The following is a 24742-nucleotide window of genomic DNA, read 5'->3' as shown; positions in this document are numbered from 1 at the left end:
GCGCTCCGCCCGGGGACCATAGCGCGCAACAAGCTACTCGACCTGCGCGCTGATGCCAGGCACCGTAAGAAGAGGAATCCCCGTGGGTCACTGGTCACACCGGGATCGTGACCAAAGGGTGACACGGTGACAGCGCGTAGCGATTGAGCAGTTACCGGGCGGGATCGTTCGCTACCCGAACGGGGGAAAAATCTGTCAAGCGTTGAAATCGGACAGTACCTCGCGACTGCCCGAATTAACAGCGATTAACAACACGAATGGGTCATCGGCGAACAGAACGCCGCCACGTTGGCGCGCCGGCAAAGGGCCCGACCAAGGGTGGTCCGCCGTTCACACCAGTGATCTCGGAACCGGTTGCGAGCACATCGGACAGTTGGAACAAAGGCATCGCCACATGCTGCTGCCACAACGCCGGCTCGACCGTGGCCAACGCGTCCGACAGCGAGATCGCGCCGGTCAGGGCCGCTTCGACGGTCGGCTGCAGGCCCCGGTCGCAGAACCCGGCCGGGTTGGCCGCCGGCAGTGCCGTGGTGCCGTCCGGCAGGGCCCCGCGGCAGCCGAAGGACGCCGCCAGCACGCCGGCCGGGTCACCCCCCACCGCCTGCGGGACGATCGCGATGTCCACCGAACTGTCGGTGTCGTTGCCCTGGTCGTTGGCAGGGGTGGTGCTGGTGCTGGCGGACGGCGAGGTGGTCGTGGTGGCCGGCAGCACGGTCCCGAACAGCTGGTCACCGGATGTGTTCAGGATGGTGGCCCCGATGCCGGCGGCCGACAGCTGCTGCTGGAGCACACCGGCCAGCTGTGAATAGGGGGCCCGGTCGTTGGGCGCGCCGATGACGAGGTTGAGCGGCACGCCGTCACGCAGCCAGGCCCCGTTGGCCTTGGTGTAGCCCGCCTGGGTGAGAAGTTGATTCACCACATCGTGGTTGGGTGCCCCGACGCCGGGCGGGATGGACGGCTTGTAGCCCGGCTGCGAGGGGGCCGTCACCAGCGAGTCGGCCCGGAGTGTCGCCGACGGGCCGCCGCCCGTGCCCAGGGTGATCAGCGCGTCCCGGTCGATCGCCGCGAACACGGCGGCCCGCAGCGTCGGGTTGGACAACCGCGCACTGCTCTGCCGTAGCAACAGCTCCACCACGACCGGATTGGGCACGGTGGTCAGCGTGACCGCCTTGCCCAGCTCGGTCAGCCCGCGCATGGTGCTGTCGCCCGCGGTCATCACCGCCAGCTGGTCGTCGCCGGCCTTGAGCGCAGCGATCAGGTCGGCCTGGCCGGCCTGGCGCAGCACGATCCGCTCCAGCTTGGTCGACCGGCCCCAGTAGCGGTCGTTGCGCTGCAACACGATCTCGCCGCGCTCGGGGTCGATGCTGCGGATGGAGAACGGGCCTCCGGCCGCCGGGAAGGTCTCGCTCAGCGCCCCGGTCCAGCCGCCGGGGGCGTCCTTGAGCACGTGCGCCGGCAGCAGGTTGCCGAACAGCGTCCGCCAGCCCGGGTAGGGCTGGCTGAACGTCACGTCGGCCACCCGGCCGCCGTCACGGGCCGAGACGCCGGTGATCAAGCGGTAGCCGGCCGGGTCGACCACGCCGGGCTGGCTGCGCATGTTCTGCCACAGGTAGGCGAAGTCCTCGGCGGCGATCGGCGCGCCGTCACCCCAGGCCGCCTGCGGCTTGATGGTGTACGTGACCGTGTACGGGCTGGCCTTGGTCACCTCGGCCGACACCATCAGCGTGGTGTCCAGCTGTGGGCTGCCGTCCGGGCCGGTGTGGAAAACCGAGGGCAGCACGAGTTCACCGAGCGCCCGGGTGACCGTGGTCTGGTTGGCCAGCAGGTGCGGGTTGTAGCCGCCCTTCACGCTGTCCATGCCGATCACCAGCTGGGTCGGGTCGGCCTGCGTGGTCGGGGTCACCGCGGTCGGCGGAATGCTGACCAACGGCGGTGGCGGCGAATCGGTGCAGGCCGTCAGCAGCGCGCACACCGCCGCCGTGAGGGCCAGCAGCGCCGACCTGCCGCGCACGAAATCCGCCTCCAAGGTGTTTCGACCGGGGCGAAGCCCCGTGTGGTCCACAGCCGGGCTTCAGCCGTCAACTATGGACCACACGGGTGAATAGACGCGTGCGGGGTAGGAAAGGTTGTTACTTGGCGGCCTGGTCGCGAGTCTTGGCCCGGGACCGCTCGCGGCCACGGGTGGTCGCGTCCAGCACCAGCTTGCGCACCCGGATCACGGTCGGCGCGACCTCGACGCACTCGTCGCTGGCGCAGAACTCCAGCGCCTCCTCCAGCGACAGCTTGCGCGGCCGGGCCAGCGTCTCCATCACGTCGGCCGAGGACTGCCGCATGTTGGTCAGCTTCTTCTCACGGGCCACGTTGATGTCCAGGTCCTCGGCCCGCGGGTTCTCGCCGACGACCATGCCCTCGTACGAGTCCTGGCCGGGCTCGACGAAGAAGGTGCCGCGGTCGGCCAGCTGGATCATCGCGTAGGCGGTGATCGGGCCGGTCCGGTCGGCGACCAGCGAGCCCGAGTGCCGGGTGCGGATCTCGCCGGCCCACGGGTGGTAGCCCTCGAACACGTGGTTGGCGATGCCGGTGCCGCGGGTCTCGGTGAGGAAGTCGGTGCGGAAGCCGATCAGGCCGCGGGCCGGGATCACGTAGTCCAGCTTGATCCGGCCGGTGCCGTGGCCGTCCATGTGCTCCATGCGGCCCTTGCGGTTGGCCAGCAGCTGCGTGACCGCGCCGAGGTGCTCCTCGGGCGAGTCGACGGTGAGCCGCTCGTAGGGCTCGCACAGCACGCCGTCGATGGTGCGGGTGACGACCTGCGGCTTGCCCACGGTCAGCTCGAAGCCCTCACGGCGCATCTGCTCGACCAGGATGGCCAGCGCCAGCTCGCCACGGCCCTGCACCTCCCAGGTGTCGGGGCGCTCGGTCGGCAGCACGCGGATCGACACGTTGCCGACCAGCTCGCTGTCCAGCCGGGCCTTGACCAGGCGGGCGGTGAGCTTGGTGCCGCCGTTGCGGCCGGCCAGCGGCGAGGTGTTGACGCCGATGGTCATGGAGATGGCCGGCTCGTCCACGGTGATCCGGGGCAGCGGCTCGGGGCTGTCGGCGTCGGCCAGCGTGTCGCCGATCGTGATGTCCTGGATGCCGGCGATGGCCACCAGGTCACCGGCGGCGGCCCGCTCGGCCGGCTGGCGCTCGAGGCCCTCGGTGATCAGCAGCTCGGTGATCTTCACGCGCTGGGTCGAGCCGTCCTCGCGGCACCAGGCCACGAACTCGCCCTTGCGCATGGTGCCGGCGTGGATGCGGCACAGCGCGATACGGCCGAGGAAGCTGCTGGCGTCCAGGTTGGTGACCAGGGCCCGCAGCGGGGCCTCCGGGTCGCCGGTCGGCGCCGGCAGGTGGCCGAGCAGCACGTCGAACAGCGGGTCGAGGTTCTCGCTGTCGGGCAGGCCGCCGTCGGCCGGCTGGGTCAGGCTGGCCTTGCCGGCGCGGGCCGAGGCGTAGATGACCGGCAGGTCGAGCACGGAGTCGTCCGCGCCGACCTCGGTGGCCAGGTCCAGCAGCAGGTCGTGGGTCTCCTCGACGACCTCGGCGATGCGGGCGTCCGGGCGGTCGACCTTGTTCACGACCAGCACCACCGGCAGGCCGGCGGCCAGCGTCTTGCGCAGCACGAAGCGGGTCTGGGGCAGCGGGCCCTCGCTGGCGTCGACCAGCAGCAGCACGCCGTCCACCATGGACAGCGCGCGCTCGACCTCGCCGCCGAAGTCGGCGTGGCCGGGGGTGTCGACCACGTTGATCGTGACGACCCCGTCCGGCGTGCTGCGCCGCACCGCGGTGTTCTTGGCGAGGATCGTGATGCCCTTCTCACGTTCCAGATCGCCGGAGTCCATGACCCGGTCGACCAGCTCGGCGCGGGCGGCGAACGCCCCCGACTGCCGCAGCATGGCGTCGACCAGCGTGGTCTTGCCGTGGTCGACGTGCGCGATGATGGCGACGTTGCGAAGGTCCGTGCGGATCTGACTCGCGGTGGCCGTGGGCACGCGGGACTCCTAGAGCTTTCGAGGTGGGAGGTGGGCACCGGCGGCCGTCTATACCCGCACGTGTCCTCGCCCATCGTACCTTTTCGGACGGACGGGTTCCGAGTAAGGGCAGCCTCACCTATCCTGTCGGGAGTCGACGACGGGAGTGCCACGGGTGGGCAAGGTCAAGGTGAAGAAGAAGTGCTGCCGGTCCAAGCCCAGGTGCAAGCGGTGCCCGGTGGTCGCCCTGCTCAAGGCCAAGAAGAAGGCGGCGTGATTCGCGGCATCGCCGACAGTATTTGATCTTGTTTTCGCCGTCGCGCTGATGATTTTTCTAGTGACAGGGTTCACACCCCGTCAGTGCGTGGGCGCGATCACTTTCACGTCGTAGAAGACGCCGTTGTGGTCGGGGAAGACCAGCGCGCCCTGCGCGTCGACCATCTTCCACAGCACGTGGCAGACACCGGTGGCGGTCGGCGTGACCGCGACGCTGACGGCGATCATCTGGCCCGGCTCGGCGTCCGGCACCGCAGCCCGGCTCGGCGAGACGCACTGCATGGTGGTGCCGCCGGCGATCTCCAGGAAGCGGTCGTGCCAGGCCACGGTCCCGGTGTTCTTCAGCCGCCACACCTTGGTGAAGGTCTGACCGACCGGCACCTGCGAGCCGTCCGGGAAGGTCATGTCGCCGGACAGGCCGTCGCCGCCGAACCCCGCTGCGTCGCCGGGCAGCGGATACGGATTGCGGGCGCCCCAGGTCGGCAGCTGCCGGAACAGCCGTGGCACCAGCACCGCGCCGGCCGCCAGCACCAGCACGACGACCGCGATGGCCAGCACGGCCGTTTTCCGGTTCCTCGGCTTGGCCGCCACCACCGGCTCCGGTTCCACGGCCGGCTCGGCATTGGCGTTCTCCCAACGGAAACGCCACTCCCGGCGGACGTCCTCGCCGGCGCCGGCCAGGCTGCGGACGAACTCCCAGGTGGTCTCCCACGAGGGCAGGACCCGGCCCCTGGTGGCCGCGGAGAGCGTGGATTTCGACGCCGCCGCACCGAGTTCGGCGCGCATCCGGTCATAGGACGGGTTGCCGGCCGACTCCTTCAGCGCCAGCAGCTCACGGGCGAAACGCGCGACCGGGCCGTCGTCGGCGTCCGGAACGATGTGCTTGCGCCCTCGCCTCGGCTGATTCTGAGGACCGGTCACAACCGTGAAATATAGGTCAGCACGAGCCGTGATCAGACGTGTGAGGCGGGTGACCCCTCCCCCGGGATCACCCGCCTCAGCGCCGACATCCTCCCCGGGTGTCGGCCCGGCTCACCTCAGAGCGAGCAGCCCTTTTGAATGCGCTTCACCTTGTTCTGGGCGCCGATGTCGAACTTGTGCTTGCCCTTGGTGCCGCCGTTGGTGACCATGCAGTAGATGTCCAGCCGGCCGTCCTGCACGTCCTCGACCACGATTCCGGCCGACACCTTGTGCGAGCAGTGGTTGTTGAAGTACACGGTGACCGAGGTGACGCCGTTGGCCCAGGAGTAGTTCGCGTCCGCGTCCTTGGGCGAGGTGCAGCTGATGCTCGCGTGCTTCACGTCGGTCGCCGACGCGGTCGGTGCGGCGGCGGCCATCAGGCCAAGACCGATTGCGGACGCGGCGACAGCGGCGATTGCCTTGTTCATGTTTTCCCCTCGATGCATGCCGGATTTCCGGTGCCACCAGCAAAGCCCGCGACGGGCGTCCGGTTCAAGCCGGCAATGTGCGAAGTCTCGTTCGCGCAGGTCAGGGGTTTGTCCGACGGTCCTTTCGAACAATTTCCGTGAGATCCGGCAGGAACGCGAGGTCCGCGTCGAGCCAGGGGACGTCATCGATTTCGCCGGCGCCGACCCATTTGACGGCGCTGTGTTCAACGGCAACCGGCTCCGCGTTTTCGTCCACCAGCGTTGCCGTATAGAGGCGGAGCACCATGCCGTTCCGCAGTGGCACCTCTGGTCCGATGCGTTGACCGGTTTTCACGTCGACACCGAGTTCTTCCCGGCATTCCCGCACGACGGCCGCCTCTTCGGACTCGCCCGGCTCCACCCGTCCGCCGGGGAATTCCCAACGGCCGGCATCGGCACTGGGAAAGGCCCGCTGCTGGGCCAGCACCTGTCCGTTCCGCATGATCGCGGTGGCAACGACAACCTGGGTCACGCTCAGATCCTGCCCCACATGGCCAGGCCGGACGCCGGCCACCGCACCTCGAACCGGGCACCACCTTGCGGTGAATCCGTCACCCGCACGGTTCCGCCGCGCCGCCGCACGGCTTCGGCCACCAGCGCCAGGCCCAGACCCGCGCCGCCGGTGCCGCGACCACGGTCGTCCTGCACGCGGTAGAAGCGGTCGAACAGGCGCGTGCGGTGTTCCACCGGCACGCCCGGGCCGTCGTCGTCGACCAGCAGCCGCACGGTCGTTCCGGCCGGCAGCACGGTGACGTTGACCTGCACGCGGGCGTAGCGCAGGGCGTTGTTGAGCAGGTTGTTCAACACCAGCGCCACTTCGCCGGGCGCGCACAGCACCATCGCCCCCGCGCGCGGCGCGTCGACCCAGATGCGCGGGCCGTTGCCGGACAGGCGCTCGGCCGCGGCGATCGCCGCCTCGCTCACGTCCACGCGCGCCACCGGCTGCGACTCCCCGGCGTCGGACCGCGCCAGCGCCAACAGGTCGTCCACCAGCGTCGACATGCGCTCCGACTCGTCCGTGACCGCCGCGAGCACCTCCTGCGCGAACTCCGGGTCCGGGTGCGCCACCGCCACCTCCGCCTGCGCACGGATCGACGCCACCGGCGAGCGCAGCTCGTGCGCCGCGTCCCCGGTGAAGCGCCGCAGCCGTTGCACCGCTTCGTCGTGCCGTACCAGCAGCTCGTTCATGGCTTCGGCCAGTGAGCGCAGTTCGTCGTGCGCCTCCGGCACCGGCAGGCGCTCCCCGCCGGCAGCGCGCCCGCCGCCGCCTGCATGCGCCGTACCGGCCACAGCGACCAGCCGACCACGAACCACGTCGCCACGCCGATCAGCAGCGACGCGAACACCGCGGCCAGCGACAGCCAGTCCGCGCCCTCGCGTACCGCCTGGTTGTAGCCCACGAGGTCGGCCCCCGCCGCCACCAGGCGCGGCAGGCCCGTCGGGTCGTAGATGACCTGGCCGATCCAGCGGTGCGGCGGGTCGTCGCCGAGGCGCAGCACGTCCTGACCCGACATCAGGGCTCTGACGTCACGCTCGCTCAGCTTCGGGGCCGGGCCACCGTCGACCGGCGCGCCGTCGGTGTCCAGGACGCGCAGTTGCACGTCCACCAGCGAGGAGCGCACCGGCTGGCCGGCGGCCACGGCCGGCGCCGCCTCGGTGAGGGCTTTGTGCAGCTCCGAGTCCGCCGCCCCGACCAGCAGCGGGCCGATCGCGCCGCCGGCCATGCGGGACAGCACCAGCAGGCACACCATCGCGAACAGCGTGGCCGAGCCCGTGATCTTGGAGCGCAGCGACCGCCGCCGCCACCAGGTGCGAGGGTTCATCGACGCAATGCGGCATCCAGCTCGGGCGAGCTGGCCATGTAGCCGTGACCGCGGATCGTCCGCACCACGTCACCAGCACCGACGGCGTCCAGCTTCCGGCGCAGGTAGCCCACGTACACCTCCACCGCATTGCGCGTGGCCGCCAGCTCGTCGCCCCAGACCGTGCGCAGCAGCTCGTCCTTCGTGACGACCGCGCCCGCGCGACTGACCAGCACCTCCAGCACCGCGAACTCACGGGGGCTGAGCGCCACCGGCTCCCCGGCCCAGCGCACCTCGCGGCCCGCGCGGTCGATCACCAGCTCCCCCACCTTCAGCTGCACCGCCGCCGCCTCCGTGGAGGCTCCTCGCCGCAGCACCGCACGGACCTGCGCCACCAGCACCATGAAGGAGAAGGGCTTCACCAGGTAGCCGTCCGCCCCCAGGTCGAGGCCGTCGGCCTGGTCCACCTCGCCGTCCTTGGCCGACACCAGCAGCACCGGCGTCTCCACGTGCTCCGCCCGCATGTGCTGGAGCACCCGGTAGCCCGACAGGCCCGGCAGCATGATGTCCAGCAGCACCACGTCGAAACTCCCGGTCAGCGCCGCCTTCAGCCCGTTCGGGCCGTCGGCCGCGCACACCACGTCCATCCCCTCGGCCGTCAGCCCGCGTTCCAGCGCCCGACGCACCCCGATCTCGTCATCCACTACGAGCACCCGTGGTCTCACCCGGCCAGTATGGCCACGATCGGGACGGCTCTCAGGGATCTCTCAGCGGTAACGCCTGTTCAGGGGGTCCTTCTCAGTGTTCTCTCAGCTCCTCAGTCCGGTCTCAGCTGGCCTTCACCAAGCTCGGAGGCGTTCACTGGGACGTATCGGAAGGGGACAGATGAACGGGAAGAAGGCAGGTCTGGTCGTCGGGGCGGCCGGCGTGCTGGCCGGCGTGGTCGGGCTCGGCGTGCTCGCGATGCCGGCCGGTGCGGGGCCCGCCCCCGTGTTGCCACAGGTCAGCGCCGAGGATCTGGTGCAGTCGGTGCTGACCACGCACAAGATTCCGGCGCTGGCCGGCACCGTCAGCGCGACCAACAACCTGGGGCTGCCGGCCGTGCCGGGGCTCGGGTCGGCGTCGAAGTTCCTCAGCAACGGCACGACCAACGCCCAGGTGTGGACCGACGGCCAGGGCAAGGAGCGGCTGGCGCTGCCCGGCGGCACCTCCGAGGAGACCGTCGTGTTCGACGGCACCACGTTGTGGGACTGGACCTCGTCCAACAACACCGTGCACAAGAACACCGGCACGGCCGAGAAGGGCAAGGAGCACATCCCGGCCAGCAGCGAGGGCGTCACCGACCCGACGCAGGCGGCCAAGCAGATCATCGCCTTGATCAGCAAGGACAGCACGGTCAAGGTGGACGGCACCGCGACCGTGGCCGGCCGGTCGGCCTACGAGCTGGTGCTCGCGCCGAAGCCGTCCGAGCGCACCATGCTGCGCGAGGTGCGCATCGCCATCGACTCCGAGACCAAGATCCCGCTGCAGCTGAGCGTGCTGGCCAACGGCAACAGCCAGCCGGTGGCCCAGATCGGCTTCGCCAAGCTGACGATCGGCCAGCAGGACCCGGCGCTGTTCACGTTCACGCCGCCGGCCAACGCCAAGGTCGTCACCGGCAGCGCGGACGAGGCCAAGCAGAAGGCCGGTGAAGCGGCCAAGGACCTGCCGGAGCCGAAGTTCGTCGGCACCGGTTGGGACACCGTGCTGGTGCAGAAGCTGCCGGACGGGCTGCTGGGCAACAAGTCGGCCAGCACCAAGGGCGGCGAGAGCATCGACCCGTCGAAGCTGTTGGGCCAGTTGGGCAAGCGCGTGAGCGGCCCGTGGGGTTCCGGCTACCAGGTCAGCACCGCGGTCGGCACCGCGCTGATCCTGGATGACGGCCGCGTCGCCGTCGGCGCCGTGCCGCAGCAGGTCCTGATCGACGCCCTGGCGAGCGTGAAGTGACCAGTACCTCCCTCGTGGAGCCGGGTGTGGGGGCGGCGCTGGCCGCCCACGCTCGCGGCGCGGACTCGGGGACTGCGCAAGACGTACGGCAGCACCGTCGCCGTCGACCAGGTCGACCTGGACGTACCGGCCGGCGCGGTGCTGGGCATGTTGGGGCCCAACGGTTCCGGCAAGACCACCACCATTCGGATGCTGCTCGGCCTCGTGCAGCCGACGGCCGGCACGGTCGAGCTGTTGGGGCATCCGATGCCCGGTGGCGCGCAGACCACGTTGCCGCATGTCGGTGCTTTGGTTGAGGGCCAGGGTTTCACCCGTTCTTGTCGGGTCGGGAGAACCTGCGTCGCGTCGCCGCCGCCGAGCCGTTGATGGCGACGCCGGCCATCGCGTCGTCGGTGTCGGAGGCGTTGGAGCGGGTCGGCCTGGCCGACGCCGCCGACCGCCGGTACCGGGGTTATTCGCTGGGCATGAAGCAGCGACTGGGTCTGGCCGCTGTACTTCTGCTGCCCCGGCGACTGGTCGTGTTGGACGAGCCGACCAACGGCCTCGACCCGGCCGGCACGCGGGAGATCCGGCGGGTCATCGCCGAGCTGCACGCCGCCGGCACGACCGTGCTCGTCAGCTCCCACCTGTTGGCCGAGATCGAGGCCACTTGCACGCACGTCGCCGTGCTGCACCGGGGTTCCGTCGTCGCCCAGGGCGAGTTGGCCGAGCTCCTCGAGGCCGGCGCGCCGGCACTCATCGTGTCCACTCCGGACGTTGAGACGTCGTTGGACTCGTTGCGTAGCAACGGCATCGCCGCCCGGTCCACCGAGGACGGTCTGTTCGTCGAGCTGATCGGCACGACTGCGCCCAAGGTGGTCAAGGTGTTGGTCGAGGCCGGTGCCGACGTGCACGAGGTGCGGCGGCGTCGGACCGGGTTGGAGGAGCTGTTCGCGCAGCTCACCGAGGGGGAAACGCAATGACCGCCGCCGTTCTCGACCGGCCCGCGATGGACCGACCGCTGCGGGCTCCCCTGACCCGGTTGCTCGCCTCCGAGCTGCGTTGGATCCTTCGTCGGCCGCGGACCATCATCGCGATCGTCCTGCTGTCGTTGGTGCCCGTGCTCATCGGCGTCGGCACCGTCATCGCCGGCAATGCCGGCGTCGGCCCCGGCACCGCCAACGGTCCCAATTCGCTGTTCACCAACCTCATCGGCAACGGCTTCGTGCTGCCGATCCTGTCCCTGACGCTGCTCTTGGCGATGTTGCTTCCGTTGCTCGGCGCCATGTCCGCGGCCGACGCCTTGGCCGGCGAGTCCAACCACGGCACCCTTCGCGGTCTGCTCGTCGCCCCCGTCAGCCGGGCCCGCCTGCTCGGCGTCAAGGCCTTCGGCGTCGCCGCCGTGGTGTTCATCGCCACCGTCGCCATCGCACTCGTCGGCCTCATCACCGGCGTCGTGCTGGTCGGCACCGATGGCCTGATCACCTTGTCCGGCAACACCCTCAGCTTCGGCGATGCCCTCGGCCGCATCGGCATCGCCATCCTCTGGGTCAGCTTCCAGGTGTGGGCCGTCTCCGCCATCGCCTTGGCCGTGTCCGCCTTCACCGAGCACCCCTTGGTCGTCATGGCCGCCACCCTCGCCGGGGCTCTGGTGTTCGCCATCCTCACCGTCATCCCCCAGCTGGATTGGATCCAGCCGTACCTGCTCACCACCGGTTGGACCTCGCTCACCGACGTGCTGCGCGACCCCATGCCGTGGGACGGCTTGATCGACAGCACCCTCAAGGCCGCGTGCTACCTGGTCATCGGCCTCTCCGCCGCCTACGCCCGGTTGGCCGGCAAGGACGGCTGACGCCCGTTCGTCCCCGCCGGAGCCACACCGGGGTGAGGTTCCGGCGGGGATCTCTTCGCAGGCCGACTGCCCGGTTCGGGGTGAACGCGGTGGTCAGTTCTGGCGCCCGCGCCGCGCGCGCAGAATCATGCTGGTTGCCATGGCCAGCGGCCTCCCGTCAGAGACCCCGCAAGAAGTCCAGCAGCGCCCCGGTCACGACTTCGGGGTGCTCCTGCTGTGTCCAGTGCCCGCAGTTCGGCACGTCGACGATGCCGCGAAGGGTGGGCACGAGGGCCCGAGCGGCGGCGTCCATCGGATAGAAGCTGCGAACGACGTCGTTCTCACCGCTGATGTACAGCGACGGCGGGGTGATGGGGGCGTCCTGCCAAGCGGCGGTGAGCTCCCAGTTGCGGTCGAAATTGCGGTACCAGTTCAGACCGCCGGTGAAGCCGCTGCGGCTGAACTGGTCGACGAAAGTGGCGAGGTCGGAGGGAGTGAGCCAGGCGGGCAAGGTGGCGGGCTCGAGGAACTGGCCGAGGAAGCCGGGCGCCGGCTCGGGGTTGCGGATGCCGGAGTAGATGAGGCGCAGGGAGGCAGCGACGTCCCTGTCCAGACTGGCGTCGGCGATGCCGGGCTGCTGGAAGTAGTTCTGGTAGAAGCCCTCGCCGAAGCGCTGCCGGGTGACGGTGAGGGGCGGCAAAGAGCCGCGGGGCAGCGGCGGAACGCTGATGCCGACGACGCCGCGGACGACGCCGGGACGAAGCTGGGCGGTGTTCCACGCGACGATGGAACCCCAATCGTGGCCGACGACGACGGCCTGCTCCTCGCCGAGCGCGCGGATCAACGTGACGACGTCGCCGACGAGGTGGAAGATCGTGTACTGGTCGATGTCCTCGGGACGGTCGGACGCGCCGTAGCCGCGCTGGTCGGGGGCGACGACGCGGTAACCGGCCGAGGCAATGGCGGTGATCTGGTGCCGCCACGAGTACGAGGTCTCAGGAAAACCGTGCAACAGCAGGACAAGCGGTCCCGAGCCCTGCTCGGTCACGGACAGTTCGATGCCGTTGACGCTGATACGGCGTTGGTGCGGCAAGGGTTTCTCCTCAGTCTTCACGTTTGGCGATGGACTCCAGCACCACCTCCCGCTTGCTCGCCAGTACGGCCAACGCCGCGTCGGCGGTGGCGCGGATGTCCTCGGGCCCGGCGGTTTCCGGCCCGAGCAGGGCGGTCACGGCGGCCGAGAACACCGGGATCGGATCGTCGACGGTCACGGCGTTGAGGACCCGCGGCGAAGTGACGGCGGCAAGGAAACCGGAGAGCAGGGCCTGGAGCGCGTACGCCTGGTCGTCGAGGGCCCAGTCGGTACGGGCGAGATTGTGCATGCGCCACACCGGAACGGCGTTGTACATCAGCGCGGCCGGGCCGAGTTCCTGACGGAGTTTGGTGCTGCGGGGATGGCGGGTGAGGGCGCCGAGCAGGTCGTCGTCCTCGATCTGCAACGCGCGGACGAACGGCAGGTCGACGGTGAGCTGCACGGCCAACGGCAGCAGCCGGCTGGGCCGGCAGATGTCGGGATCGGCCTCGATCAGCTCCACCACGCGGTCGACCATGGCCAGGAAGTCACGGGCGAACAGACCGACCAGCAGGTCCTCGCGGGTGCTCCAGTGCAGGTACACCGTGCCCTTGGCGACGTGCGCCCGCTCGGCGATCTCCGCGATGGTCAACCCCTTGACCCCGCGCTTGAGCACCAGTTCCCTGGCCGCGGCGAGAATGCGCGCCGCGCTACCCGAGTCCTGCTCCGCCAGTGCCGCCATGCCCGTCCTCCCATCGGCGCGTGCCGCGCCAGCCAGGGATTATGCCCGCGCGATGTCGAATTCCTTCATGCGACCGGACTTGTTGTGCGTGCGCATGATGCGCAGCAGTGTCGACGTGACCGGCATCCGCATCCCCCGCATCATCGCCCGGCGCACGGTGATCTGCTTGCGGTTGGGTGTGAAGATCGCGGTCTGCTGCACGCCGAGCTGCTGGTAGTAGTTCAGGTACGGCCGCAGCCGGCGCTCCCACTCGGTCAGCGCCCGGTCGACGTTCTCGTGCCGGCCGAGCATGCTGCCGAGCAGGTCGGCGCCGGCCAGCCCGGCCGACACACCCATGCCGGCGTACAGCGTCACGCACCAGGCCGAGTCGCCGACCAGCACCACCCGGCCCTTGTGCCACGTGTTCATGTGCACCTGTTCGACGGAGTCGAACAGCAGCTCATCCGTGGCTTCCAGCGCTTCCAACGCCGCGCCGAGCATGTCGCCCGTCGGCTCCGGACCGAACGCCTTGCGCACGCGGACCGCCGGCGGCTCGCTGAACTCGGCGTCCACGTCGTCGGTTCGGTAGCCGAACAGGACCGTCGGCGCGTGATCGACGAAGGGGAACACCCACAGCGAGCGGTCCGGCTCGAGCAGCGTGCAGCCGTCGTGCAGGGGCAGGGTGTCGAGGCCGCCGGGCAGCTGGAACGCCGCGATCATGTAGTTCAGCCGGCGCAGGTACCGCTCGTCCGGGCCGAACGCCAGTCGCCGGACCGTCGACCGCAGGCCGTCCGCCCCCACCACCAGATCGAACCGCTCGGTGACGGCGGTGCCGCCGGTCTTCAACGTAACGGTCACACCGTTACTATCCTGCTCGATCGCCGTCGGCACCGTGCCGTAGCGGATCTCGACGTCGGCCGGCAGTGCCTCGAACGCCGCCTGCTCCACGTCGCCGCGCAGCATCATCCAGGGATCACCCGGAATGTCCTTGAACCCCAAGCCTCCACGCCACTCGCCGAAGCGGTCCAGGTCGTACGTGACGCCGTCGAACGCCGTCCGGTCGTGCAGGTTCTTCAGCAGGCCCAACCGCTCCGCCGCCGACTTGCCCGCCCCGAACAGGCCGACGAAGTAGCCCCGGAGCGCCGGCCGCTCGCCTTCTCGATCAGCACCGGCCGCCACCCCGCGCGCGCCAGCGCCACAGCCGTCCCGATGCCGCTGATGCCGAGCCCGACGACCAGAGCCCGACGCCCCTCATCCCTGTCAGTGGTCATACCGTCACGGTAGACCGACTGACCAAATTCGTCATTCCGTCTATTCTGTTAGCTGCGTCACCTGGCTTTCAGCAGCTCGAGCTGGCTGGTGACCCGATCGGCGTCCTCGCTCCGGCGCTGCGCCCGGTACAACTTCAGCGCGTGCCGCCAGGCGGCCCGGGCCCGGCCGTTCTGGTCGAGCGCCCGATACGTCCGGCCCAGCCGCTCCAGGGTCTCGGCGGCGGCGTAGGTGTCGCCGAGCTCGTGCCGCAGCTCGAAAGCGCGCTCGTAGTGCCCGAGCGCCTCGGTGTGGCCGACCGCGTCGGCCAAGCGGCCGAGACTGTCGAGAATCGTGGCCTCGCCCGGCCGGTACTGGTGCGCGCTGAACAGGCTGAGCGCCGGTTCGTACGAGCGCCGTGCGAGGTCGAAATCGCCGAGCCGGACGGCGAAGTTGCCGATCAGGTTCAACGCGAACGCCTCACGCAGCGGGGCGCGGATGGCGCGGTAGATGCGCAGCGCGGCCGCGGCATGGCGCAGCGCTTCGGCGGTGTCGCCCTGCTGCCCCCACACCTGGGCGGCCGCGTGATGTGCGGCGGCCTTGTGGGCGAGGCTGTCGGTCTCGCCGGCGAAGTGGATCGCGTCGGCCACGAGTCGCAGCGCCTGCTGGTGCACGCCCAGCCGCGAATACGCGTAGCCGAGCATCTGGTGCACGATCGCCTTGGCGGCCGGCTCGTCGATGCCTTCGACCGCCTCGTGAGCCAAGCGCCAGATGGCCAGGTCATGGTGCAGATGTCCGCGCCACCAGTGATAGGCGTGCTGAATCCAGGCGAGCTGCCAGACGTGCTGCCGCCAGCCGGCACGGTGCGCGAACTCCTGCACGGCCACCAGTTGCGAATGCTCGACCTCGAACCACTCCATCGCCGCCGGCCGGCTCAGCAGCACCGCGGGCCGGACGCCGTTCGTCGCCGGCTCGATGTCGACCGGCTGGCTGTCCGGATCGAGCAGCTGGTCCGCGGCACGGCCGGTGTGCAGGTAGAAATCGACCAGCCGGCGCAGCGCGACCTCGGGGCCCGGCCGGGGCGGGGTCTGCCGCGCCTGCTGGCCGCCGTACAGCCGGATCAGGTCGTGCACCCGGAACCGGCCCGGAACATGTTCCTGCACAAGGGAAACGCGCTCCAGCTCACGCAGCATGACCGCGGTGTGCTCGGTCGAACGGCCGACCAGGCTGGCCACCGCCGGCAGGCTGAGGTCCTGCCCCGGGGCCAGGCACATCAGCAGGAACGTCTCGGCCTCCCGGTCGGTCAGCGCGGCGTAGGACCACGAGAACACCGCCGACAGGCTCATGGTCGGGTCGTGCTCGTCCAGTACGCCGAGCCGGGTCGCCGCATCACGCAGCTCCTCGGCCAGCCGGGTCAGCGTGAACCGGGGATGGGCGGTGGCCCGGCCGGCCACCACGCCCAGCGCCAGCGGCAGACCCGCGCAGCTGACCAGCAGCTCGGCCACCGCCGCCGGTTCGCCGGCCATGCGGTCGCTGCCGAGCCGCCGGGTCAGCAGGGTGTGCGCCTCGGTCTCCGACAACACGTCCATCGGCACGAGCTGGGCGTCGTGCTGCACGAGCAGTCCGACCAGGCGACTCCGGCCGGTGATCACCACCGCGCAACTCGAACTGCCCGGTAACAACGGCGTGACCTGGCCGATGTCCCGCACATTGTCGAGCAGTACGAGCATTTTGCGGCCGGCGACGAGGCTGCGATACAGACAGGCCATGCCGTCGACGTCGACGGGAATTCGTCCGGATTCGACGCCGAGCGCCTGAAGGAAGAAGTGCAGAACGACGTAAGCGGTCTTCGGCTCGCCGGCCGCGTCAAAGCCGCGCAGGTCGGCAAACAACTGGCCGTCCGGGAATCGGCCGATGTTCTCATACGCCCAGTTCAGCGCCAGCCAGGTCTTCCCGATACCGCCCGCGCCGCAGATCATCGCGACACCGGCCCGGGTCAGCGCGGCGGCGAGCTGTCGCGTTTCCCGCTCTCGACCTGCGAACATGCGCGGGCGCGGCGGCAGGTGGCCGGGCACCGGCCGGTCGTCGGGCGGCGGGTGCAGATGCACGCCGCCATTGATCTCACGGGCCTGCACGACATTGTCGAAACGGCCGGAAGCGACGGTGTTCACGGTCGCGGATCCGAACAACTCGTCGATTTCTTTTGGCATCACCCACGCCCGGGTGCCGACGGCGGTCGACACCCGCTCCTTCCCCATCCCCCGGCTCCCAAGGACATACGGACGCTACCGGCAGCCGAGGACGGCCGTAGAGATCTGCGGCGACCAGTCGAAAACGCGCGACAAACGGTCACGCCGACTTCGGCCGCACCGATCGGCGGCACACACACCCGCAAATCAGGGAGAAAAGCATTCCAAATTTACGACACCGAAGGGATCCGAATCACGGTGACGGACGGCCCGGCGATGAGCGCCCGCCCACCGGTGCGTTCAAGCCGGCTGGCCGGTGAGCGCGATGCCGTCGGCGTCGAGCGCGAGCCGGATCGACTCGCCCGGCTCGGGTGCGCCGGCCACCGGCGCCACCGCCTCCACCGGGCTGCTCGGCACGCCGTCGCCACTGAGCTGGACCAACAGCCGGGCATGATCACGGCGGTGCAGCCGCTGCACGACCTCGCCGCGCACGAAGCCGGCCGGATCGGTACGCAAAGCGTTGGCCCGCAAGCCGAGCAGTACCGTGCCGTCGCCGGAGCCGGGCAGGGCGATCTCGCCGAGCGGACTGGTCACCAGGTCGTCCGCGGCTTCGGCCGGCACGAAGGTGGTGCAGCCGAGGAAGCCGGCCACCACGTCGTCGGCCGGCCGCCGCCACACCTCGTCCGGCGGCCCGACCTGGCGAATCCGGCCGGCCTGCATCAGTGCGACGCGGTCGGCCAGCGTGAACGCCTCGTCGTGGTCGTGGGTGACGACCAGCGCGGTGGTGCCGGTGGCCCGCAGCAGCGCGGCGAGGTCGACGGCGAGCTGCTCGCGCAGCGCACGGTCCAAAGCGGACAGTGGTTCGTCGAGAAGAAGCAAGCGGGGCTTGGGCGCCAGGGCACGGGCCAATGCGACGCGTTGCTGCTCGCCGCCGGACAGCTCGGTGACGCGCCGATGGCCGTAGCCGCCGAGCCCGACCAGCGCCAGCAGCTCCTCGATCCGCGCCTTCTGCTGGCCCTTGTCGACGTGGTGCATGCGCATGCCGAACGCCACGTTGGCTGCGACATCCTTGTGCGGGAACAGTTGTCCGTCCTGGAACACCAGTCCGAAGTCCCGGCGGTGTACCGCGACGCCGGCCAGATCCGTGCCATCCCAACGAATCGCGCCGGCAGCCGGTCGTTCCAGGCCTGCCACCGCCCGCAGCAGCGTCGACTTGCCGCAGCCGGACGGGCCCAGCAGCGCGACGACCTCGCCGTCGGCCACGGCCAGGTCCACATCGGACACGGCCGCGAAGTCGCCGTACCGAATGGACAAACCCTGTAGTTCCAGTGCCATCAGAACTCCCCAACCGCCGGCGTCATCCGCTCGATCAGCACGACCGCCAGCACGGTGACCAGCATCAGCACCACACAGGCCGCGTACGCCATCTCGTTGTTCAGCTCGCCCGGCCGGCTGATCAGCCGCGCGATCGCCACCGGCAGCGTCGGCGCGTCCGGCCGCGCCAGGAAACTCGTCGCGCCGAACTCGCCCAGCGCGACCACATAGCCGAAGCCGGCCGCGGCGATCAGCGACCGCCAGGCCAGCGCCAGGTCGACCTCACGCCACACGCGCAGCGGCCCGGCGCCGAGCGTGCCGGCGGCCTGCCGCAGGCGCTCGTCGATCGCCCGCAGCACCGGCAACACCGTCCGGACGATCAACGGCGTGATCACCAGTGCCTGCGCGAACGGCACCAGCAGCGGCGATGTGCGCAGGTCGAAGGGCAGATCGCCGAGCGTGACGAGGTAGCCGAAGCCAACCGTCACCGCCGAGACGCCCAGCGGCAGCATCAGCGCCAGGTCCAGCGTCTCGCCCAGCACGGCACGGCCCCGTCGCAGTTGCGAAAGCACCACGGCCGCCGTCACGCCGAGCAGCATCGCGAGGATGGTGGCGTCGGTCGCCGCTTTCACCGAGTTCGACGCCGCCTGCCAGGCCGAGACTTCGAGCGTGCCGTCGACGCCGGTGCCGGCGAGCGCGCGCCAACCGTCCATTGTGGTCAGCGACTTGGCGATCAGGCCGACGATCGGCACCAGCAGGGCGATCACGACGGCCGCCGCCGCACCGACCACGATCCATTCGCCGCCGGTCGGCCTTCTTGCCGTCTCGAAGCGACCGCGCAGCTTCAACGCCGTCTCACGGCGTCGCCGGGCCGCCGCACCGACCAGCAGCACGGCGATCACCGCCACCACCTGCAAGATCGACAACGCCGCCGCGCCGGGCAGGTCGAACAGGTCGACCGTGCGGAGGTAGATCTCCGTCTCCAGCGTCCGGTAGCGGGCCCCTCCGAGCATCAGCACCACGCCAAAGCTGGTGGCGCAGAAGAGAAAAACCACCGCCGCGGCCGATCCGACCGCCGGCGCGATCGCCGGCAGCACGACCGAGGTGAACGCCCGCCGGCGCGACGCGCCCAGCGACCGGGCCGCCTCCTCGGCGCGCCGATCCGTATGCGCCCACAGGCCGCCGACCGTCCGCGCGACCACCGCAACGTTGAAAAACGCGTTGGCCAGCACGATCGACAGCACGCCGCCGTCCGGCAGCAACGCCCGGAAAGCCAGGCCGACCACGACCGTGGGCAGTACGAACGGCACCAGAATCAGCGTGCGCACCAGGCCGACCCCGGGCAGGTTGCAGCGGGCCAGGACGAACGCCAGCGGCATGCCCATCAGCACCGCCACCAGCGTCGCCGCGGCCGCCTGACCGAGCGTGAACGCCACCAGCCGCCAGGTGTCGGCGCTGGTCAGGACGTCCGTCACGCCGCTGCCGCCCAGCCCGATGCCGACGATCGACACCACCGGCCAGGCGAAGAACAGACCGAGGAAGCCGACCGGGACCAGGGCGAGCAGCGGCAGAACTAGCCTTGCAGCAGCGTTCGGCACTGCTGGACCCACTTCTCCCGGTTGGCGTCCACCTGGTCGGCCGGCAGCTGCGCCGGCGCGTCCGGCAGCGGCGCCGCCGTCTTCCAGGCGTCCGGCAGGGCAACGCCCTCGCGCGACGGGTAGACGTACATGCTGGCCGGCACCTGCTCCTGGAACTTCTGCGAGACCAGGAAGTCCAGCACCTTCTTGGCGTCGTCCGGGTTCTTCGCGCCGGCCAGCACGCCCGAGTACTCGACCTGGCGGTAGCAGGTGCTCAGCAGGGCCTTGGTGCGCGGCTTGCCGTCAGAGCCGATCTCGTCGGCCGGCGAGGAGGCGTAGGACACCACGACCGGGCGCGGGCCCTTGCCCGACGAGCCCGAGAAGTCCTGCGTGTAGGCCTCGTCCCAGCCCGCGTCGACCTTGACGTCATTGGCCTTCAGCTTCGTCCAGAAGTCCGGCCACTTGTCCGCGCCGAACTGCTTGACCGTGCCCAGCAGGAAGGCCAGGCCCGGTGACGAGGTCGAGGGGTCCTCCACCACCGTCTGCCCCTTGTACTTCGGGTCGACGAGGTCGTTGTAGCCGGTCGGCGCCGGCAGGTTGTGCTGCGCGTACCAGCCCGTGTCGACGTTCAGGCAGACGTCGCCGACGTCGATCGCGGTCAGCCGGTGCGAATCGTCCAGCTGGTAGCGCTGCGGGCCCTTGCTCGCGTCCGGGCTGGTGTAGGGGGCGAAGACGCCCTCCTTCAGCGCCCGGGAGGCGAACGTGCTGTCCACTCCGTACGCGAGGTCGCCGATCGGGTTGGCCTTGGTCAGCACCAGCTTGTTGGTCAGCGCGCCGGCGTCACCGTTCATGCTGACCTTGACCGTGATGCCCGAGGTCTTCTGGAAGTCCGCCCACAGCGCCTTGTCCACCGCCCACGAATCGTGGGTCACCAGGGTCACCGTGTGGTCGGTCGCGGGCTGTTCACCCCCTCCGACCAGCGAACAGCCCGCGAGCGTCATCGCCGCCAGCCCCAGCGCGGCCAGCCGTGCCGTCCCGGTCAAGTTCTCCTCCAGGTGACCTCGTCGCGCGAGGTCGCCCGTACTGCCTCCCTACACCGGCATGACCCGGATCAGGTGCTTACGGTCGAGAGCTCGCCCGCTCTCCTCTCAGCCCGGCTGCACCGGACTCCCGTGGCTCACCCGGAGCTTACGCTGCATTTCGGCGCGGTCGGGACCACCATGGACGGCATGGTTGCTCTGCTCACCGACGATCAGGTCACCGAAGCACTCGGCCGGCGGCCCCTGTGGCAGCTGGACGGCTCGGCCCTGATGCGCACCGTGGAACTGGACAGCTTCCCGATGGCCATCCAGGCGGTGAACCGCGTGGCCGAGATCGCCGAGAACGACAACCACCACCCCGACATCGACATCCGCTGGCGGACGCTGGTGTTCCGGGTCTCGACGCACAGCGCCGGCGGCATCACGGCCTTGGACGTGATGCTCGCCGGCGAGATCGACGGGGTGCTGGAGCTGCTCGGTCAGCCCAGCGAGTAGAGCAGGTTCCGGCCCGCCTCCGCGTTGCGCGGCTGGCACAGCACGTCGTAGCGGCGGGCCACCAGCTGGCTCTGCGACACGAAGTCGCGCTTGCCCCTGGTCGACGCGTAGCTGATCGCGGCGAAGATCATGCTCGAGCCAACACCGGCCAGCAGGCCGATCGCGATCGCCCACCAGCCGCCGCTCACCGTGAACAGCGACAGCAGGATGCCGACGAACAGACCGAACCAGGCCCCGGACGCGGCGGCCGCGCCCAGCACCCGACCCCAGCTCAGCCGGCCCGCGACCCGTTCAACCAGCATCGGCTCGACGCCGACGATCGTGATGTCCTGCACCGGGAAGTCCCGGTCGGCCAGGAAGTCCACCGCCCGCTGGGCCTGCTCGTAGGTGTCGTACGAGCCGATCGGCCAGCCGGTCGGCGGCGTAGGCAGCGCCGAACCGGCCGAGTTGTTCGCGAATGCAGTGGTCATGATGGGCCCTCCTCGTCGGCTTGTCCGCCTTACACACGCTTTAACGTCGAGCCCACCTCGCTTCGTGCCGCGTCCGCGAAGTCCACAGGGGAATCTCAGGATGTGACCCCATCGGGTTGTGACCTGCGCGACGAGGGCAACGATCTCCCCTTCCCGTGCGTCGTTGGTGGTGAAGCCGTTCAAGGGGATCAGAAGTGATGAAGTTCTTCCGCACCGTTACTGCCAGCGCCGCCGCCGTCGTCCTCGCCGTCCTGTTCGCCGTACAGGCCCAGGCCGCCTCGCCCAGCCCACAGGTCACCGCCCAGCCCGATCAGGGCAACGGCGACCTGATCTTCGCCGGCGCCGCCGGCCTGTTCATCCTCGCCGCCGCGTTCGGCGTGATCATCTACGCCGCCCGGCACCGCGACTCCGAGAACTGAGGTCGGGCCGAGCCGTGGGGCGTCCGCTGCGGCGGACGCCCCACGGTGCTATCGGCCTTCGATCACCGCGCGTTCGAGTCGGGCCATCAGCTGCCGGTCCCGGTCCATTCCCATCAGCTTGCGGAGGCGGGCGGCCAGCGTCACCAGCAGTCCCGACTGAAAACCCACCAGATAGATCAGAACAGCGATCGTCGCGGTCATGACGTGCTCCGTTTCGTGTCGAACCAAGAACGGAACGGACGCTAGCCGCCCACTCACCGGCAACGATGTTCCATCGAAGAACCGGTCAGCTTTATTTCCCGCCAACTTCCCGTCACACATCCGTGGCGGAAACCTGACAGATTTTCATCATCGCTGGTCACCGGGCCGAATTGACGGTCGACGGCGGGCCACCCTACGATCGGCCGCTCACTCATCGAGAGGCATCGCAGGTGACCGTTCGAGAACTGGATCCGGCCAAGGCGAGAAAGTCCCTGAACGGCATCCACAAGGGCCTCGGCCTCAGGCATCCCGATCTCGTCGGCCGACTGGGTTTCGATCTGCGCATGCTGTGGGGAATACCGCAGCACGCCGCGGTCGACGAGCTCAGAGAGCAGGCCGTCGCCCGTATCGACCTGGTGGTCAGTCAGCGGCTTTCCGAGTCGACCGCGGCGGTGGCCCGCGATTACTTCAACATCTCGGACGACCCCCGGTTCTGGGGCTCAACCTCGAACCCCGCCTCACCGCCATCTACGCCAAGTACGGCGACGGCCACTCGCCGAGCGAGACCCGCCGGTGCGCGGCGGCCGAGATCATGCCGGCGCTGCACACCGACCTGGACGAGCTGATCGCCTCCTGGTCGCCGGACGACGTGCCGGCGGCCCGGCAGAACCTGCACAGCCTCGGCCGCGACCTGCACGACCTGAACCGGGTGGTCGACCGGATCGCCGACACGTTCCTGTGGTCGCCGCTGTTCGTGCCGATCTCGCCGTCCACCGGCTTCCGCGTCATCCCAATCCCTCATTTTGGGGATTGGCTGCCGACGTTCCTCACCCTTTCCGGTCACAACGAGTACGGCCGGACATCGGGCGTGACGCCGCCGTGGAACGCTCGCCGACTGCTCGGCGCGGCACTGCTGCGTGAACTCGGCGATCGCGCCCTCCGCACCGGCATCCTGGTTGATCCGGAACCGCGGGTTTCCGAAAAGCTCGACCACACCATCGCGTTTCCGCCGGCCGTGGTCGAGATGATGACCAGCCGACTCTGAAAAACTTCGCCGGGCAACGATCCACCATGCCAATACCCCTCCCCGCGCCAATGCCGTTCCGCTACGCTCTCCACCCATCCTGGGGAGGAACACCATGACCAGCTTCTCGGTTGATCCGGCCGAACTGATCGGACTGGCCGGCCGCACTCGGGCTCGTGGGGCCGAGTTGGCCGAACTGCCGGCCGGCAAGTACCTGCTCAATGCCGCCGAACTGGATGTCGCGGAACTGGTCGCGCCGCTCAGCGCTGTTCAGGACGCGTCCCGGCAGGCAATGAAGATCATCAACGGTGACCTCACCGCGTTGGCCGAGCGACTGGCCGCCACCGCAGCCGGCTACCGGACCGTGGACGAGGAGCTGGCCCGCCAACTGGCCGACGTGGTGGCCCAGCGGTCGTAGACAGCCACGAATCCCGATGCACCCGAACGACGACGGCCTCACCCCGCTCCGAGGCAACGTCCACGCCATCACCAACGAGCACGAGCGGCTGCACCAGCTCGCCAGCGGTCTCGAGGACCTCGGGCAGTTCGTGCGCGCCGCCCGTGTCGACGAGTGGACCGGCCCCGCCAGCGACCTCGCGCTGGACGGCCGAATCCGGATCGCCACAACGTGCCTTCGGGCCGCCGCCGCCCACGCCTGGGCCGCGAATGCCCTCGCCGACTACCGCGACATGTTGGCCACCCTCCAGCCGGTTGCCACTTCGCTGATCGCGGAGGCGCGCACCAGCCCGATTCCCGGCATCGCCGAGCTGAACCGGGGTTCCCTGGACCGCTTCCGGGACCAGCTCACCGCCGCCGGCCAGGCCGCGGCCGCCGGCATGAACCAGGCGGCAATCGAGTTGCGCTCGTTACAGGCGGCGCTGCCCGACCTGCCGGTGTTGCCCGCGTTCACCGTGCCGCCCCTGGCCAGGCCGGCGCTGGCCCCGGCACCAGCCATGCCGGCAACAACCGCCCCCGTACCGGCCAAGTCCGGCCGGCACGCGCTTTCCCCGCCCCGATCCATCCCGTCCGACGCGCACCTCCCGAACCCTTTCCGGTTGGGCGATCCGGCCCAGGCGCGACTGGTCGTCGAGTTGAACAACCAGCTCCTGCTCGCGTTGCGGGGCGTCAACCTGGTCAGTTCGTGAGGTCCAGCCACATCACGTGCAGGCCGACCAGGCCGTGGTCCGGGTGGTCGAAGGCCTCGGGGACCGTGCCGATCGTGCGGAAGCCCAGGGAGTGCCAGAGGGCAACGGCGGCCGTGTTGGCCTCGACCACCGCGTTGAACTGGATGCTGCGGTAGCCGGCGTCACGGGCCCAGCCGACGACGTGCCGGCCAAGGGCCCGACCGACGCCGCCGCGGCGGTGGTTCGGGTCGACCATGAAGCTGGCGGTGGCGACATGGGAACCTCGGCCGGGCCGGTTCGGGCCCATCTTCGCCGAGCCGAGGATGGTGTCGCCGTCGACCGCCACGACGGTGCACCCGGGCGGGGACTCCATCCACCACGGCCGGGCCTCGTCGAGCGAGAGCCCCTCGGGGAAGGCGTAGGTCCGGCCCTCGGCGACGATCTGGGCGAAGAACGGATAGATCAGCGGCCAGTCGCCGGCCACGGCGTCACGGATCAGCACGAGCGAACCGTAGGAGCCGTGGCCGGGCGGCGCAC

27 protein-coding genes, 1 pseudogene and 1 riboswitch are annotated in these 24742 nt (G+C 69.9%); of the genes and pseudogenes, 9 read left to right on the top strand and 19 right to left on the bottom strand.

Annotated elements, in window-relative coordinates:
* Positions 1-262 precede the first annotated feature (262 nt).
* From M3Q35_RS39205 to M3Q35_RS39175, 8 genes are all read right to left on the bottom strand, one after another.
* The gene (locus M3Q35_RS39205; protein ID WP_273937615.1) at positions 263-2011 is read right to left on the bottom strand and encodes an ABC transporter family substrate-binding protein; all 1749 of its coding nucleotides are present in this window, start codon (positions 2009-2011) and stop codon (positions 263-265) included.
* Positions 2012-2129: 118 nt separating this feature from the next.
* Entirely contained in the window at positions 2130-4031 is a 1902-nt protein-coding gene (gene typA, locus M3Q35_RS39200; RefSeq protein WP_273937614.1) for a translational GTPase TypA, read from the bottom strand.
* Between the two features lie 336 nt (positions 4032-4367).
* Positions 4368-5207 carry an NBR1-Ig-like domain-containing protein gene (locus tag M3Q35_RS39195; protein WP_273937613.1) on the bottom strand — a complete coding sequence of 280 codons (840 nt, stop codon included), beginning with the start codon at positions 5205-5207 and terminating at the stop codon, positions 4368-4370.
* A 116-nt stretch (positions 5208-5323) separates the two neighbouring features.
* On the bottom strand, positions 5324-5674 hold the full coding sequence (locus M3Q35_RS39190; protein WP_273937611.1) for a hypothetical protein: 351 nt from the start codon (positions 5672-5674) through the stop codon (positions 5324-5326).
* Positions 5675-5774: 100 nt separating this feature from the next.
* Positions 5775-6185 carry a (deoxy)nucleoside triphosphate pyrophosphohydrolase gene (locus M3Q35_RS39185; RefSeq protein WP_273937610.1) on the bottom strand — a complete coding sequence of 137 codons (411 nt, stop codon included), beginning with the start codon at positions 6183-6185 and terminating at the stop codon, positions 5775-5777.
* A gap of 2 nt (positions 6186-6187) precedes the next feature.
* Positions 6188-6943 (bottom strand): sensor histidine kinase, encoded by a 756-nt coding sequence (locus M3Q35_RS48650; protein ID WP_337960521.1) that lies wholly within the window; start codon positions 6941-6943, stop codon positions 6188-6190.
* Positions 6898-7536 (bottom strand): hypothetical protein, encoded by a 639-nt coding sequence (locus tag M3Q35_RS48645; protein WP_337960520.1) that lies wholly within the window; start codon positions 7534-7536, stop codon positions 6898-6900. Before M3Q35_RS48645 ends, M3Q35_RS48650 begins: the two co-directional genes overlap by 46 nt.
* The gene (locus tag M3Q35_RS39175) at positions 7533-8240 is read right to left on the bottom strand and encodes a response regulator transcription factor (protein ID WP_273937609.1); all 708 of its coding nucleotides are present in this window, start codon (positions 8238-8240) and stop codon (positions 7533-7535) included. Before M3Q35_RS39175 ends, M3Q35_RS48645 begins: the two co-directional genes overlap by 4 nt.
* A gap of 160 nt (positions 8241-8400) precedes the next feature.
* On the opposite strand from M3Q35_RS39175, the gene M3Q35_RS39170 reads away from it, so the two are divergent.
* The 3 genes and pseudogenes from M3Q35_RS39170 (at position 8401) to M3Q35_RS39160 (ending at position 11332) form a co-directional block, all read left to right on the top strand.
* The gene (locus tag M3Q35_RS39170; RefSeq protein ID WP_273937608.1) at positions 8401-9501 is read left to right on the top strand and encodes a LolA family protein; all 1101 of its coding nucleotides are present in this window, start codon (positions 8401-8403) and stop codon (positions 9499-9501) included.
* Positions 9502-9525: 24 nt separating this feature from the next.
* Positions 9526-10463, top strand: a pseudogene (locus M3Q35_RS39165) (ABC transporter ATP-binding protein).
* Entirely contained in the window at positions 10460-11332 is an 873-nt protein-coding gene (locus M3Q35_RS39160; RefSeq protein ID WP_273937607.1) for an ABC transporter permease, read from the top strand. Before M3Q35_RS39165 ends, M3Q35_RS39160 begins: the two are co-directional and overlap by 4 nt.
* 157 nt (positions 11333-11489) lie before the next feature.
* Here the strand turns inward: M3Q35_RS39160 and M3Q35_RS39155 are convergent, their stop codons facing one another.
* The 8 genes from M3Q35_RS39155 to M3Q35_RS39125 form a co-directional block, all read right to left on the bottom strand.
* Positions 11490-12404, bottom strand: a complete 915-nt coding sequence (locus M3Q35_RS39155) for an alpha/beta fold hydrolase (RefSeq protein ID WP_273937606.1) — start codon at positions 12402-12404, stop codon at positions 11490-11492.
* A gap of 10 nt (positions 12405-12414) precedes the next feature.
* Positions 12415-13125 (bottom strand): TetR/AcrR family transcriptional regulator, encoded by a 711-nt coding sequence (locus M3Q35_RS39150; RefSeq protein WP_273937605.1) that lies wholly within the window; start codon positions 13123-13125, stop codon positions 12415-12417.
* A gap of 39 nt (positions 13126-13164) precedes the next feature.
* Positions 13165-14190: a Rossmann-fold NAD(P)-binding domain-containing protein gene (locus M3Q35_RS39145; RefSeq protein WP_337960519.1), complete on the bottom strand. Its 1026-nt coding sequence runs from the start codon at positions 14188-14190 to the stop codon at positions 13165-13167.
* On the bottom strand, positions 14178-14375 hold the full coding sequence (locus M3Q35_RS48640; RefSeq protein WP_337960518.1) for an FAD-dependent oxidoreductase: 198 nt from the start codon (positions 14373-14375) through the stop codon (positions 14178-14180). Before M3Q35_RS48640 ends, M3Q35_RS39145 begins: the two co-directional genes overlap by 13 nt.
* Before the next feature lie 57 nt (positions 14376-14432).
* A complete protein-coding gene (locus tag M3Q35_RS39140; protein WP_273937603.1) occupies positions 14433-16610 on the bottom strand; it encodes an ATP-binding protein in 2178 nt (725 codons plus the stop codon).
* Between the two features lie 231 nt (positions 16611-16841).
* Positions 16842-17876, bottom strand: a complete 1035-nt coding sequence (locus M3Q35_RS39135; RefSeq protein ID WP_273937602.1) for an ABC transporter ATP-binding protein — start codon at positions 17874-17876, stop codon at positions 16842-16844.
* Positions 17876-19453: an ABC transporter permease gene (locus tag M3Q35_RS39130; RefSeq protein ID WP_273937601.1), complete on the bottom strand. Its 1578-nt coding sequence runs from the start codon at positions 19451-19453 to the stop codon at positions 17876-17878. The genes M3Q35_RS39135 and M3Q35_RS39130 overlap by 1 nt, the downstream gene beginning before the upstream one ends.
* Entirely contained in the window at positions 19429-20433 is a 1005-nt protein-coding gene (locus M3Q35_RS39125; protein WP_273944645.1) for a thiamine ABC transporter substrate-binding protein, read from the bottom strand. Before M3Q35_RS39125 ends, M3Q35_RS39130 begins: the two co-directional genes overlap by 25 nt.
* Positions 20434-20503: 70 nt before the next feature.
* A riboswitch (TPP riboswitch) is annotated at positions 20504-20616 on the bottom strand.
* A gap of 45 nt (positions 20617-20661) precedes the next feature.
* Here M3Q35_RS39125 and M3Q35_RS39120 point away from each other — a divergent pair.
* Positions 20662-20967 (top strand): 4a-hydroxytetrahydrobiopterin dehydratase, encoded by a 306-nt coding sequence (locus M3Q35_RS39120; RefSeq protein ID WP_273937600.1) that lies wholly within the window; start codon positions 20662-20664, stop codon positions 20965-20967.
* Here M3Q35_RS39120 and M3Q35_RS39115 read toward each other — a convergent pair.
* Entirely contained in the window at positions 20952-21437 is a 486-nt protein-coding gene (locus M3Q35_RS39115; protein ID WP_273937599.1) for a YflT domain-containing protein, read from the bottom strand. The genes M3Q35_RS39120 and M3Q35_RS39115 overlap by 16 nt on opposite strands.
* A gap of 197 nt (positions 21438-21634) precedes the next feature.
* Between M3Q35_RS39115 and M3Q35_RS39110 the strand changes: the two genes are divergently transcribed.
* A complete protein-coding gene (locus tag M3Q35_RS39110; RefSeq protein ID WP_273937598.1) occupies positions 21635-21856 on the top strand; it encodes a hypothetical protein in 222 nt (73 codons plus the stop codon).
* Between the two features lie 48 nt (positions 21857-21904).
* On the opposite strand, the gene M3Q35_RS39105 is transcribed toward M3Q35_RS39110, so the two are convergent.
* Entirely contained in the window at positions 21905-22057 is a 153-nt protein-coding gene (locus tag M3Q35_RS39105; RefSeq protein ID WP_273937597.1) for a hypothetical protein, read from the bottom strand.
* 230 nt (positions 22058-22287) lie between these two features.
* Between M3Q35_RS39105 and M3Q35_RS39100 the strand changes: the two genes are divergently transcribed.
* The 4 genes from M3Q35_RS39100 to M3Q35_RS39085 all read left to right on the top strand — a co-directional run bounded on the left by M3Q35_RS39100 (position 22288) and on the right by M3Q35_RS39085 (position 24226).
* Positions 22288-22683, top strand: a complete 396-nt coding sequence (locus M3Q35_RS39100) for a hypothetical protein (RefSeq protein ID WP_273937596.1) — start codon at positions 22288-22290, stop codon at positions 22681-22683.
* Complete coding sequence (locus M3Q35_RS39095; RefSeq protein WP_273937595.1) at positions 22650-23102, top strand: hypothetical protein; 453 nt, start codon at positions 22650-22652, stop codon at positions 23100-23102. The genes M3Q35_RS39100 and M3Q35_RS39095 overlap by 34 nt, the downstream gene beginning before the upstream one ends.
* Before the next feature lie 94 nt (positions 23103-23196).
* Positions 23197-23499, top strand: a complete 303-nt coding sequence (locus M3Q35_RS39090) for a type VII secretion target (RefSeq protein WP_273937594.1) — start codon at positions 23197-23199, stop codon at positions 23497-23499.
* A 16-nt stretch (positions 23500-23515) separates the two neighbouring features.
* Complete coding sequence (locus M3Q35_RS39085; RefSeq protein WP_273937593.1) at positions 23516-24226, top strand: hypothetical protein; 711 nt, start codon at positions 23516-23518, stop codon at positions 24224-24226.
* Here the strand turns inward: M3Q35_RS39085 and M3Q35_RS39080 are convergent.
* Entirely contained in the window at positions 24216-24707 is a 492-nt protein-coding gene (locus M3Q35_RS39080; protein ID WP_273937592.1) for a GNAT family N-acetyltransferase, read from the bottom strand. The genes M3Q35_RS39085 and M3Q35_RS39080 overlap by 11 nt on opposite strands.
* Between the last annotated feature and the right edge of the window lie 35 nt (positions 24708-24742).

The organism is Kutzneria chonburiensis, from assembly GCF_028622115.1.
Classification (GTDB): domain Bacteria; phylum Actinomycetota; class Actinomycetes; order Mycobacteriales; family Pseudonocardiaceae; genus Kutzneria; species Kutzneria chonburiensis.
Note: the sequence above shows the minus strand (reverse complement) of the source record. Positions and strands in the feature narration are given on the sequence as shown.

What these genes read in the sequence shown, in the direction of transcription:
- M3Q35_RS39105 (WP_273937597.1), bottom strand. Translation starts at nt 22,057, where the DNA reads ATGACCGCGACGATCGCTGTTCTGATCTATCTGGTGGGTTTTCAGTCG.
- M3Q35_RS39150 (WP_273937605.1), bottom strand. Translation starts at nt 13,125, where the DNA reads ATGGCGGCACTGGCGGAGCAGGACTCGGGTAGCGCGGCGCGCATTCTC.
- M3Q35_RS39125 (WP_273944645.1), bottom strand. Translation starts at nt 20,433, where the DNA reads ATGACGCTCGCGGGCTGTTCGCTGGTCGGAGGGGGTGAACAGCCCGCG.
- M3Q35_RS39115 (WP_273937599.1), bottom strand. Translation starts at nt 21,437, where the DNA reads ATGACCACTGCATTCGCGAACAACTCGGCCGGTTCGGCGCTGCCTACG.
- M3Q35_RS39140 (WP_273937603.1), bottom strand. Translation starts at nt 16,610, where the DNA reads ATGGGGAAGGAGCGGGTGTCGACCGCCGTCGGCACCCGGGCGTGGGTG.
- M3Q35_RS39090 (WP_273937594.1), top strand. Translation starts at nt 23,197, where the DNA reads ATGACCAGCTTCTCGGTTGATCCGGCCGAACTGATCGGACTGGCCGGC.
- M3Q35_RS39120 (WP_273937600.1), top strand. Translation starts at nt 20,662, where the DNA reads ATGGTTGCTCTGCTCACCGACGATCAGGTCACCGAAGCACTCGGCCGG.
- M3Q35_RS48645 (WP_337960520.1), bottom strand. Translation starts at nt 7,536, where the DNA reads ATGAACCCTCGCACCTGGTGGCGGCGGCGGTCGCTGCGCTCCAAGATC.
- M3Q35_RS48640 (WP_337960518.1), bottom strand. Translation starts at nt 14,375, where the DNA reads ATGACCACTGACAGGGATGAGGGGCGTCGGGCTCTGGTCGTCGGGCTC.
- M3Q35_RS39170 (WP_273937608.1), top strand. Translation starts at nt 8,401, where the DNA reads ATGAACGGGAAGAAGGCAGGTCTGGTCGTCGGGGCGGCCGGCGTGCTG.
- M3Q35_RS39160 (WP_273937607.1), top strand. Translation starts at nt 10,460, where the DNA reads ATGACCGCCGCCGTTCTCGACCGGCCCGCGATGGACCGACCGCTGCGG.
- M3Q35_RS39110 (WP_273937598.1), top strand. Translation starts at nt 21,635, where the DNA reads ATGAAGTTCTTCCGCACCGTTACTGCCAGCGCCGCCGCCGTCGTCCTC.
- M3Q35_RS39095 (WP_273937595.1), top strand. Translation starts at nt 22,650, where the DNA reads ATGCCGGCGCTGCACACCGACCTGGACGAGCTGATCGCCTCCTGGTCG.
- M3Q35_RS39135 (WP_273937602.1), bottom strand. Translation starts at nt 17,876, where the DNA reads ATGGCACTGGAACTACAGGGTTTGTCCATTCGGTACGGCGACTTCGCG.
- M3Q35_RS39085 (WP_273937593.1), top strand. Translation starts at nt 23,516, where the DNA reads ATGCACCCGAACGACGACGGCCTCACCCCGCTCCGAGGCAACGTCCAC.
- M3Q35_RS39190 (WP_273937611.1), bottom strand. Translation starts at nt 5,674, where the DNA reads ATGAACAAGGCAATCGCCGCTGTCGCCGCGTCCGCAATCGGTCTTGGC.